General features: G+C 51.9%; 9 protein-coding genes. 4 read left to right on the forward strand and 5 right to left on the reverse strand.

Annotation, left to right across the window (positions count from 1 at the left end):
* From JW937_05160 to JW937_05170, 3 genes are all read left to right on the forward strand, one after another.
* The coding region (locus tag JW937_05160; GenBank protein ID MBN1586802.1) for a hypothetical protein at nucleotides 1-869 on the forward strand (869 nt) is incomplete at its 5' end.
* Nucleotides 863-2,479, forward strand: coding sequence for a hypothetical protein (locus tag JW937_05165; protein ID MBN1586803.1), 1,617 nt, complete (start codon nucleotides 863-865; stop codon nucleotides 2,477-2,479). The genes JW937_05160 and JW937_05165, both read left to right, overlap by 7 nt.
* Nucleotides 2,476-4,440 (forward strand): hypothetical protein, encoded by a 1,965-nt coding sequence (locus tag JW937_05170; GenBank protein ID MBN1586804.1) that lies wholly within the window; start codon nucleotides 2,476-2,478, stop codon nucleotides 4,438-4,440. Before JW937_05165 ends, JW937_05170 begins: the two co-directional genes overlap by 4 nt.
* On the opposite strand, the gene JW937_05175 is transcribed toward JW937_05170, so the two are convergent.
* Together JW937_05175 and JW937_05180 are read right to left on the reverse strand one after the other, a co-directional pair.
* Nucleotides 4,397-6,562, reverse strand: coding sequence for a GAF domain-containing protein (locus tag JW937_05175; GenBank protein MBN1586805.1), 2,166 nt, complete (start codon nucleotides 6,560-6,562; stop codon nucleotides 4,397-4,399). The genes JW937_05170 and JW937_05175 overlap by 44 nt on opposite strands.
* Before the next feature lie 14 nt (nucleotides 6,563-6,576).
* On the reverse strand, nucleotides 6,577-7,671 hold the full coding sequence (locus tag JW937_05180; protein MBN1586806.1) for a 3-hydroxy-3-methylglutaryl-CoA reductase: 1,095 nt from the start codon (nucleotides 7,669-7,671) through the stop codon (nucleotides 6,577-6,579).
* 635 nt (nucleotides 7,672-8,306) lie between these two features.
* On the opposite strand from JW937_05180, the gene JW937_05185 reads away from it, so the two are divergent.
* On the forward strand, nucleotides 8,307-9,137 hold the full coding sequence (locus tag JW937_05185) for a hypothetical protein (protein ID MBN1586807.1): 831 nt from the start codon (nucleotides 8,307-8,309) through the stop codon (nucleotides 9,135-9,137).
* 97 nt (nucleotides 9,138-9,234) lie between these two features.
* On the opposite strand, the gene JW937_05190 is transcribed toward JW937_05185, so the two are convergent.
* From JW937_05190 to JW937_05200, 3 genes are all read right to left on the reverse strand, one after another.
* Nucleotides 9,235-10,134 (reverse strand): decaprenyl-phosphate phosphoribosyltransferase, encoded by a 900-nt coding sequence (locus JW937_05190; protein MBN1586808.1) that lies wholly within the window; start codon nucleotides 10,132-10,134, stop codon nucleotides 9,235-9,237.
* A 2-nt stretch (nucleotides 10,135-10,136) separates the two neighbouring features.
* A complete protein-coding gene (locus JW937_05195) occupies nucleotides 10,137-10,595 on the reverse strand; it encodes a phosphatidylglycerophosphatase A (GenBank protein ID MBN1586809.1) in 459 nt (152 codons plus the stop codon).
* A 2-nt stretch (nucleotides 10,596-10,597) separates the two neighbouring features.
* On the reverse strand, nucleotides 10,598-11,524 hold a 927-nt coding region (locus JW937_05200), incomplete at its 5' end, for a hypothetical protein (protein ID MBN1586810.1).

The raw sequence follows: 11,524 nt of genomic DNA on the forward strand, positions 1-11,524 counted from the left end.
ATTTGCTCAGCGTGCTGGCTATCGAGAGAATGTTCCAGCAAGTCTTCGGGTATTCGCAATTCGCGGTTACACTGGTGGCAGTCGCACTGATTTCTTTCCTGTTCATGCCATTGCGCAACTACCTTCAGAAGCTGGCCGATCGCTATATGTGGAAAGGGTCTGCCGAGACCCTGTCCCAAGAAAACGAACGACTGCAGGAAGAACTCATTCACAGTGAGCGCCTAAAGGCTATGGGAACGCTGGCTGCCGGCATGGCTCACGAGATCAAGAATCCGCTCACGGCGATTCAAACCTTTACCGAATACTTACCCGAGAAACATAACGACCCAAAGTTCATCCAGCAATTCCAGGCTGTAGTGGGTCCTGAGCTCGATCGCATCAGTCGTATTTCCAAACAGCTTTTGGCATTTGGCAAGCCTGCTGCCCCTCAGATAGAAAAGCTTGATCCAGCGGCTTCAATAGATGAAGTCTTGGAACTCTTGAGCAGCGACTTTCTGAGAAGAGGCATCCGTGTGGAAAAATGCTTTGAGTCCTCAGCAAACACTCTCCAAGCCGACCCTCAACAACTCAAGCAAGCCATTCTCAATATTTGTTTGAATGCAAAAGAGGCAATGCCGGAGGGCGGGACCTTGAGAATTAGCCTCCGTAAGGGTGTTAAGTCTGTCGAGCTGAGTTTTGAGGACACCGGAACCGGCATCGCATCCAAAGACCTGAAGAAGATCTGGGACCCGTTCTTTTCCACCAAAGACAAAGGCACGGGCCTAGGGCTGAGTGTGGTGCACAACATTGTGCGCGCACACGGGGGCAAGGCAGACATCATAAGCGGCCCAGGGGGAGGAACCACAGTAAGGATCATCCTGCCATGTTGATTCACTATTTTGTCGCTCTAATGACCACGGCTGTAACGCACTCAGTGCTCGCCATCTACGTCTATTCGAAAGGTAGACGCAGCACTACTAATATCACCTTTGCTTTATATTCATTGTCTATTGCCTGGTGGAGTGGAATCCAGGCCATGGCTATGACGGAAACAGATCAAGCCCATGCCCTGCTTCTGTGGCGGGTATTTCATGTGGGCGTCATTTTTATTCCAGTGTTTTTCACTCACTTCGCGGTGAGTTTGCTTGAGTCAAAGGAGCAACGTCGAAAACGATGGATGATCTGGGCTTCCTACGCAACTGGCATCTTCTTTCTTCTATTGAACTGTCTTAACATCCTCATCTACACTGTTGAGCCAAAGTTCTCCTTCTATAATTTTCATCACCCGGGGGTTGCATATTTCCCCTTCTTCGTCGTCTGGACAGCTTGGACATGCTATGGCCTCTATCTCCTCTTCCACTCCTACGTCCAATCCACTGGAGAGAAGAAAGAGCAGCTCAGGTACTTTGCGTGGTCTATGCTCATCGCCTATATCGGAGGTGCTCCAAATTTCCTTCCAGCATTCAATATCGAGATACCCATCCTCATGCCCTATGGAACCTATGCGATCGCACTCTATGCGTTTGCCACCGCATATGCCATCGAGCGCCATAATCTCATGGATGCCCGGGTCGTTCTGAGCCGCTCAGTCTCTCATGCCCTGCTCATCGGTATTCTGACTACTGTGTACCTGGTTACCGTTGTTTTTGTGGAGCGCATATTTCAGCAAACATTCGGCTATTCGCGGCTATTCGTTACAATCCTTGCAGTCACCCTTATTTCTGTCCTCTTCATGCCCCTAAGAAATCAGCTTCAACGCTGGGTGGACGCACTCATATGGCGTAAGACACCAGACGCACTCGCCGAAGAAAACGAACGCCTGCAGGAGGAAGTCCTCCGTTCCGCGCGCCTCCGGGCAGTCGGCACCCTGGCCGCCGGAATGGCCCACGAGATCAAAAACCCTTTGACTGCGCTCCAGACCTTTGCCGAGTACTTCCCTGAAAAACGCCAAGATCCGGTCTTCCTGGATAAATTGGGGAAGATCCTAAGCTCCGAGACCACCCGCATGAATCTCATTGTGCAGCAACTCCTGGCCTTTGCCCGGCCCACCCCGCCGGTCATGGGGAGCGTGGACATCCCGGGGCTTTTGGAGGAGACGCTCGATCTTGTAAGCAATGACCTCATCAAGTATGGGGTGAAGGTCCGGACGAATTACAACCATGAGACTGTGTCTATCCAAGCAGACCCCCAGCAACTCAAGCAGGTTTTCCTCAACCTGATCCAAAATGCCATCCAAGCCATGCCCGGGGGCGGCACGCTGAGTTTATCTGCTCAGCCCATGGAAAATGGCGGGACTCAGGTGGAAATCTCGGATACAGGGCAAGGCATCAGTAAAGAGAACCTGAAGAAGATCTGGGACCCCTTCTTTTCTACCAAAGACAAAGGCACGGGGTTGGGGCTGAGTGTGGTGCACGGGATCCTGAAGCAGCATGGAGCCATAGCTGCAATATCTTGCAGTGATGGGGCAGGAACTACCGTGAGGCTGGAATTCACAAAATGAACTTCTTTGCATTTACAGGTCTAGTCGTCTTCATCAACTCCCTCATCTTTGCGGTCCTATTTAGTCTCAAGGGGGCTCAGCGTCTTCACCGCATATGGGTAGTCTTCAATATAGCGGTAGCCCTTTGGGGGTTGTCTTCTTTCAAGTTCGCTACAGCCGCCACACCTGAGCTTGCCCTCAAATGGCTGTATATCGGTCACTTTGGCGTCACATTGATCCCTGTCTTCTTTTTGCACTTCGTGTTTGAGTTCCTGCAAATCTCTAAGCCTAGAGTCCTCCGCTGGATTTATGGAATAAGCAGTGTATTCTTTGTCGCCAATGTTACCGACATGCTTGGGTTTACTCGGCTTTTCATTATTGACGCCCGGTATGTCTTCGGCCTGTTCTATGTGGACAGTCCACCGGGGCCATTGTACGGGTTGTTCGTCCTATTTTTTGTATCGGTTGTTGTTTTTGCGCATCATCTTGGTATTCGCGTTGCCAAAGTGGCATATGGTCTCCGCAAGACCCAAATATCCTACTTTCTTTGGACCTCTGGCCTCGGATTTGCCGGCGGATGTTCTGCCTTTCCCATGGTATTCGGAATTGATCTGTATCCCTGGCTCCATGCTACTGTGCCGGCCTATCCGCTAATCATGAGCATCGCTATCGCGCGCTATCGATTGCTCGATTTGCATGTCGCAGTTGCCCGTGTGCTGGTGTTCTTCTTTGTCTATTTAGCCACTGTGGGTATTCCCCTTTTGCTTTTGATTTACTTCCGTCACTACCCTGAAGAACAACAGACTTGGTGGCTCTATCCTGCAGTATCATTTCTGGTGTTGGCTGCAATCGCCCCTGTCGTTTACTCTGCTCTTCTGACACAACTCAATAGGGTGCTGCTGAAGCGCCAGCGTTCTATACGGCAGGCTATGGTTGATGCCTCAATCCGATTGCCACGCATCAGAGGCTTGGACAGACTCTCCGAGACAGTTGTGCGCTTACTCACAATGTCCCTGCAGCTCACGCATTGCTCCGTGTGGATCAGAGAAGGGGCCGACGAGGCTTTTGTCCTGAAGGCGAGTCGGGGCTTGTCGATGCATGCCGAGGAAACCGGCATTGTCTTGCCTTGCCTTGCACGCGACAAGGCTGTTGCCTTACTGGAAATCGGCGAAAAAAAGGAGGGCGCATTTAGTGTTGAGGACTTGGACGCATTAGGTGCTATTGCAACTCAAACAGCTCTTGCTATTGAGAACATTCGCTATTTGGAAGAGCTAAACTCCGCACAAGATCAACTTGTCAGAACAGCCCGCCTTAGCAGTGCCGGGGAATTAGCTGCAGGCATGGCCCACGAAATCAGGAATCCCCTATCAGCCCTAACCACCTTTGCGGAATACTTGCCGGAAAAACATGGTGATCCGGAATTTCTCCATAGACTCCAGAGGGTGCTGAGCTCCGAGACGGCGCGGATCAAAGCCCTCGTGGATCAAATCTTGGAATTTGCCCGGCCCAAGCCCCCTGACTTCGAACAAGTTAATCCCGGCACTGCACTGCAAGAGACGCTCGAACTGTTGAGTTCAGATCTAATTAAGAATCGGATACAAGTGAATAGAAGCGTCTCAGAACAGCTAGGGTCCATCATGGCCGACCCCCAGCAACTCAAGCAGGTTTTCCTCAACCTGATCCAAAATGCCCTCCAGGCCATGCCCGAAGGCGGCACGCTGAGCGTATCAGCCCAGCCCATGGAAAACGGCGGGACTCAGGTGGAAATCTCGGACACGGGACAAGGCATCAGCAAGGAAGACCTAAAGAAGATCTGGGACCCCTTCTTTTCTACCAAAGACAAAGGCACGGGGTTGGGGCTGAGTGTGGTGCACGGGATTTTGGAGAGGCATGGAGCCCAGGTGGAGATTGAATCTCAGCCCGGGGTGGGAACACAAATCAGGCTGTCTTTTCCTCTTGCTCCTGGATGTCCTTCTCAGTAGCCAAGGGCAAACGAACCACAAAAGTCGTGCCCTTGCCCACCTCGCTGGCAGCCCAGATGTGGCCCACGTGCTTTTCCACAACGCGGTGGACAACATAAAGTCCGAGGCCCGTGCCTTCATCCTTGGTTGTGAAGAAGGGATCAAATAAATGGCGGAGGTTTTCTTCGGAAATCCCCGGGCCCGTATCGGCTACTTTGATCTCAACCATTTCCTTGTCCACATCAGTGGAGAGGGCTATTTTACCGCCCTTATTCCCCATGGCTTGGGCTGCGTTAATCATGAGATTCAGGAAAACCTCTTGGAGCTCATTGAGGTTCCCCACAACCCGGGGGGTCTCGTCTGACAACTTCAAACCAATCTCAATATTGTCGAGAGAGATCTGGTGGTTAACCATGGCAATCGTTTCCTCGACCGCATGATTGATATCGATAATATCATTCCCCTTCTGCACCTTTGAAAACTGGAGAAGCCGCCGGATGATATCCGAAGCCCTCTGGCACTGCCCCTCGATATCCGTCATCACAGTCATCAGCTCCCCCAAAGGAGGGAGCTCATTCTGCATGCGCAGGGCCTGTGCTTTCACAGAAATAATGGCCAAAGGGTTGCGAATCTCATGAGCCATACCGGAAGCCAGCTGACCCACAGTGGCGAGTTTTTCAGACTGGAAGAGTTGGGCGTGGGTGGATTCGATTTCTTGGAAGAAGAGAGCGTTTTCTACCGCCAAACCAGCCTGCGAAGCAAGCGCTCGGAATACATTAAGGTCTTCCTTTGAGAAGATCGCCCGATTCTTCTTGTTACCCAAGACAATGAACCCCAGCAGCCTTCTCTCTACAAAACACGGCACAATCAGCGCGGCCTTTAAGCTCTGCATCCGCGCGGCAGCTCCAGCGAGTAAACGACGGATTGTCGGATCATCAACATGCTGTTCAATAAATGACCTACCTAGATCCTCGTAAAGCAGCGGGTCTCTCGTAGTTTCTAGGGCATGAACAAGCGGATCATCCGCAAGAACGGATACGATATCCTCCGATTCAATTGAGCCACGCCGCTTGCGCTGCACATAGTCAGTACTATCCTTATCCAGCTGAAATATTGCTGCATGAGTCAGACCAACTGTTTTGGTAAGGACTCGTACGATCAGGCTAAATAGATGGTCAAGATTCCGTATTCTAGTCATACCTGAAGCTGCTGCGAGCAGAGTATCTTGATAGTGTCGCTCTTCTCGTCTGATAAGACGTTCTACCCTTCTACTCGCAACTCCAGCCGCCAGCGGAGCACATGCTGCTAACAGCGTATACAGACCTACTGGAAACAACCACCAATACTCCGGAACGAGCTGCTCCAACGTTTCTTTCAGTGCAATCGAAAACGTCACGGGAATAACGAGTACAAAGAAATAGACAACCGCCCATGCACCTGTTCTCGTCAAGGCAATACTCAGGTCTAGCATACGGTGCCTCACAATGGCATATGCAAGCAAGACCGGGTAGAGAGGAACAACAATGACGGTAGGCAGTATCGGGGGAATGCCATAGACAGGGAGGTATGTCATACTGCCGCCATAGAAGCCCACCATGCTGGCGGCAAGCACAAAATTGAGTTGATTTCTTTGCTGCGGCGATGCACTTGCTCTTGCCTTCAGCACCAAGACAAACCCAAAGACTGAGTATCCAAGAAAATAGGCAAGCATCAGCGGGTACCATGGACCGGGAGAGGAGTAGTATCTAAAGTAAAGCGGTGAGTGCACGCCACCCACAACGTAGCCTGAATAAAGTCCCCATCCCAGGACGCCAATAATTAGCCAGCCCAGCCACAATAGTTGCCGATACCAACAACCCAAAAGGATGTTGATAAATCGAAAGTAAACGTATGGGATTAACAAGACTGCAGAGTGAAGAATAAGGGAAAGGATCCAAGCCCGTCTCTCAGAGTCTGAGACAACCTGCATGGAGAGAGCAAAGGACCATACACACACAGTCACACAGATATAGAAGAAATTTCTGTGCAACCTCCGCCATTGGCCCGTAATACCAACGGAAAACCCCAATACAAGATCTACCAGCCCGGTCAACCAACAGGCGGCAGCATAGAAGACCAGAGACAGCTGATCAGAAGAAAACACAGGCTATCAGAACCTCACACACCCCGCCTCTTCCGTCCATCCTGATGCGGAAGAGCAAAACTGCCAGAAGCCATTGCTCCACAGAGCGCTATTTCGCCAGCCAGTAAGCTTGCAGCAATAATCTCCGCGAACTTAACAGCCCGGTTTGCCCCAAAACAATCCATTAATTCTAAGCAGCACTTCTGAGAAGGAAGAATAGTACCACCACCGACCGTCCCCACAACAAGATTTGGCAGATGCAGACCAATAGATAGGCCGTCTGCACACACTTCAGAGTGGATTGTGCCTATTGAGGAGTTTACTACACTTGCAACGTCTTGGCCGCATGCAATAAATATGCTCGATAGGCCATTTGCGTATTGTGCCGTCATACCGATAGCACCCGCAAGAAAGCTTCCTAATGCACCACACTCCCAAACCTCATGGGCTTGGTCTGGTGTCACTCCCAAATAACGCTCGAGTAAGCGACTCGGCACAAAGGCATCTGCCACCACTTCCTTCCCATATCCGGTGACATAATTGAGCGCAGACACCTTCTTGTCCTGAGACAGATTGGAGCGCAGGATATACCTTGGTGCATACCCATCTTCAACCAGCTTGTCACAAACAGCACTTGTTGCCAACACTATCATATTCAAACCCATAGCATCGCCAGTAGTGTAGGTAAACTTCACAAACACCCTACGGCCAATTGTTAAGGGTTCAAGATTGACAAGCTTTGTATGCCTACTGGATCTGTCAATGATGGACTGAAATCGTTGTTTTTGACTCCGCACCCAGTGACAGAAGTCCCAAGCTGACTCACTACTTTCAAACAGGAATACAGGAGATATGTGAATCTGGTCACGAAGCACCCGTGTGTTCACTCCCCCACACCTAGACAGCATTCTCATCCCGAGCGTATATCCAGCCACAAGTGTAGCTTCCGTTGTAGCGAAGGGAACATAGTAGTCCCCACTAGCCATCATGCCATTAACACGAATAGGCCCTGCAACCCCCGTAGGGACACGCGAAAAGCCAACAAAATTCTCTACAAACCGGCTCGCAACAAGTTCCCTGGTAGGCGTGTCTCGAAGCTCATCCAAATCCACACCAGTCTTTTCCTTCATGAACTCTACTAATGAATTATCATCTCTCACATGTCCCGACGGCCGTCCAACCGCTGGGGATGAACTACCGACTGTGCCAGCACCAAGCCTGCTGCGTTTCATGTTTGTACTCTTCAAAGTGATTTCTCGCTTTCTTGACTCAAGGTTCTTGTTGCAGGACATGGTCTCTTGCGACTGCCCCCTGTACCGAAGACAAGCCCCACAGATTTTCAATTACCTAATCTTTTTAAACAAATTAAGCCGGGCACATTGCCCGGCTATCCAGTGATTTTCTGAGTTGTGTGCAGCGGCTACAACGCCGCCAATTTGTTGCTTTGCGTGCTGTTTCCAAAGGCTACGCTTCCCATTTCTGCTTACCTGTATCAGCGTCTAAACTATCTGTAGCCTAATAAAAGTTCAATTTCCGGACTCTTCCCTGCCGCAAATCCGACTTCACAAGGTCAAACCGGGAGTACTTTATAACACTAAGAAAGGAATCTGTCAAGGGAACATGTTGCGGCTCAGGGGGTTAAGAACATGATGCGGGACATAGATTGCTTCGTCGCTGAAGCTCCTCGCAATGACGGGGTCGCTGCCATCGCAATGACGGTGTCGGCACACCTCGCAATGACGGGGCCCGGGTATATAATTGAACAATGCAGCAGCTAATCCTTGATTACACGGTTATGGAAGCCGCCAAACTGGAGTCCGCTCTATGCGGCGTCCTGACGGGCTTTGCGCTGACCATTGTGGTGCTGATTGTGCAGCAGTGGAATGTGGACCGCGACCTCAAACACCGGCCGGCCCGCATGCTGATCGAGGCCTGCCTCAACCTGTTTGTCACGGCGTTCTTCGGGGGGCTCCTCTCCTCCTACCTCTATGTGTTCGCCTCCATTGAAAACCAGTTCAACGAACGGGCTGCCTTCTGCATGCTCCCCGGCTCGGTCACCATGATGCTCACCTGTATCTTGTTCCTGTTGGGGATCTCCCGCATCCTGGCGGCCTATTCCCACTCGTCCAATGTCCTGAAGATCTCCAACTTCATCGCTTATACCGGCATCTGCTCGTGCCTTCTGTTCACGACCTACGGCACGGTGTCCCTCTACACCGTGATGCACGGGACCGACGAATACACCCTGGTCACCACCGGCAGCCTCCTGCGGATCCTGGCGTTCCTCGGGCCCTATCCCATGGCAATATCGGCGCTGGCTCTGTTCTTTGCGCACCGGGTTGCGGGGCCCCGGAAGAGCGCGAGTCTGAGGCTGAGGAATCTGAATCCCTTCCTGGTGTGCGTGGTCTTGTTGTGCATTGTGATGGGTACCGCGCTCATGATCGGGCGCGTTCTACCCAACAGGCTGTTCGGGAATATCCCCTTGGGCGTGATGTACGCACAGGAGCTGCTGATGTGCGTGATGGCGGGCTGGGCATTCTCTTTTGTGCCGAATTCCCGTCCGCCAAAGGTGAAGTTGGGGGCTGGGAATGGGTGATCGGGGACACAATGAGGTGCGAGACGCGGCAGCTGTACACCTATACGCGGCGCCTCTCCCTCTCCTACCCGGAATTACGATTTACTGATTCGCTGCCTTATGCAATCGCCGGCACAGTATAGATTGCCAGTATCATATACAGCGTCCACAGCAAGACAATCACCACAATCTGGCGGTCGGTATAGAGAACTTCGGTGGGAGAGCCTTTTCCTTTTTTGTGGACCAGGAAAAGGTAGCGGAACAAACCGAACATCACAATCAGCACGCTGTAAAGCAGGTTGGTCGTACCAAAGCGCGCCACAGTCTCCGGTGAAATCGTGTAAAAGATATAGCAAGTCAATGTAAGCGTAATGGTGACCAGATTCATCTGGTCCAGGAACTCTTTGCTGTATAGGGTCAGGACCCAGCGGTGCTCTCTTGCGGAATCGCCCAACTGCGTGAGCTCATGCCGGCGCTTGCTAAATCCAAGAAAGATGGCCAGCAAAAAGGTGCACAGCACCAGCCACTGCGACACTACCACACCAATCGCCACACCTCCGGCCAAAACCCTCAAAACAAAACAGCAGCCAATGGTGAGTACGTCGACAATGACCTTGCGTTTGAGATAAGCCGAATAGAGGGAGGTCAGCACAAAGTAGGCGTTAACCACCCAACCCAGCAAGGGATCTACCCCAAATGCCACAAACTCCGCAAGAACAAATAGAGCCAAGCCAAAAGCCACCGCCTCCCAAGTTCGGATACGACCGGCAGGAATCGGGCGGCCCTTCTTAATGGGATGCTGGGCATCGCTCTTGCGATCCAGGTAGTCGTTGAGCACATAACCAAAACTACTCGCCGCGCACAAGGCCACAATAGCAAGTACTGCGCGCTTACAAGCACTCAGATCCGTCAGATGCATGGAGAAAACCAGCGGGGCCAGGGCAAAACTGTTTTTGATCCACTCTTTGGGCCGGGCCAGGATAAACAGCCAAAAGGCTTTGTCGATCACGCGTTTCATCTTTAGAGCGCTCCCCCAAACACCATCAGCAGCGGGATTAATAGCATGCGGGCAATGGCTCCAGCCAAAACATCGTCGGCCATGATTCCCAAGCCACCGGGCAGGGATTCGGCTTGCTTCATGGGCGTGCATTTCACGATGTCGAAGAATCTAAATAGAAGAAAAGCGGCCAAGACCACGGGCAAGCTGTGGGGTACTCCCAGCAAGGCAATCCACATGCCGGCAGCTTCGTCCACCACAATGATAGAAGGGTCTTTAACGCCCGAGTCCTTTGCGACTACCTCGGAGGACCACCATCCCACCAAGATCAGGGCCAGAAGCACAATCCACTGCGCGGTCATGCCCGGCTGCGCCAAAAACCACGCGGCCGCAACCACGGCACTGCCCACGGTTCCGGATGCAACCGGGCTGTAGCCCGCCCCGGCTACCGTGGCAATAAGTGTGGGGATTTTCTTGAGCATTGTTACATTGCTCCGGGAAGATTGAAGCCGATCAAGTGGTATGCAAACGAGAAAAGCAGAAATCCCGCAAAGCACCACGCCAAGACCGTCTGCCTGGAAAGGGGGAGGGAAAAAAGTTTGGAGAGCCCCTCCCTAAGATGCACAAGCCCATACCCGGCCAGAGGCAAGAGAAGCACAGTCGCAACCGCGCGATAACGGATTTCCTGCACGATAAGAGATGAAATCAAAATATACGCCATGGAAGCGTACACAAGCAGCAACCACCGGCGATCTTCTTTAAAGGCCAGGCCGACTCCGCCCAAACCAGCCACAAAGATGACCCCGCCAAAAAATAGGCCCGGCATCCAATCACCCCAGAAGCTAATTGGAATCTCCAAGGACTTGTCCCCTGCTTGAAAGCGTTGGTTCATTGCAGGCGTGGACACGCCCACAATACGGTGCATCAAAGGCTCCTGCCCCGGCGAAAAGGCCACGGTCAGCCTGTACACACAGAGCTTGATGTAGCGCAGCGGATCTTCCTTAATCGCTTTGATTCCCAGTTCCTTGCCCAGTTGATCCCGATCCACTTCGTTGCCTTCAAAAGTCTTGATTGGGTCATCCGTGTACCGTCCAAAGGTGGCCCCGCCCCAAGAGCCCGGGCGATTGGCATACCACAAGTCGTAACCTGCGTGGGTCGTCATGGGGATGAATGCGTCAAATACCTGATAATTGCGAATTGTCCACGGCGCAATCACCAAAGAGAGCGTCAGTAAGAGGCCTCCAATCCAGCGAACACGTTGCTTCAGACTGCTGCCTCGATCCAAGAGTTTCCAAATAAAGATACCGGGAAAAATCAAAACCATGGCCGGCCGCGTCAGTACCGCCAGACCCAGCACCAAGCCTGTGAGCCAAGGTGTCCATTTCTTTTTGGACAAAGCCAAATACACACA

This window comes from Candidatus Omnitrophota bacterium, from assembly GCA_016929445.1.
Taxonomy (GTDB): domain Bacteria; phylum Omnitrophota; class Gorgyraeia; order JAFGIU01; family JAFGIU01; genus JAFGIU01.

Coding starts and splice junctions, on each gene's coding strand:
- JW937_05180 (MBN1586806.1), bottom strand. CDS start 7,671: ATGAAGGAAAAGACTGGTGTGGATTTGGATGAGCTTCGAGACACGCCT.
- JW937_05185 (MBN1586807.1), top strand. CDS start 8,307: ATGCAGCAGCTAATCCTTGATTACACGGTTATGGAAGCCGCCAAACTG.
- JW937_05190 (MBN1586808.1), bottom strand. CDS start 10,134: ATGAAACGCGTGATCGACAAAGCCTTTTGGCTGTTTATCCTGGCCCGG.
- JW937_05195 (MBN1586809.1), bottom strand. CDS start 10,595: ATGCTCAAGAAAATCCCCACACTTATTGCCACGGTAGCCGGGGCGGGC.
- JW937_05165 (MBN1586803.1), top strand. CDS start 863: ATGTTGATTCACTATTTTGTCGCTCTAATGACCACGGCTGTAACGCAC.
- JW937_05170 (MBN1586804.1), top strand. CDS start 2,476: ATGAACTTCTTTGCATTTACAGGTCTAGTCGTCTTCATCAACTCCCTC.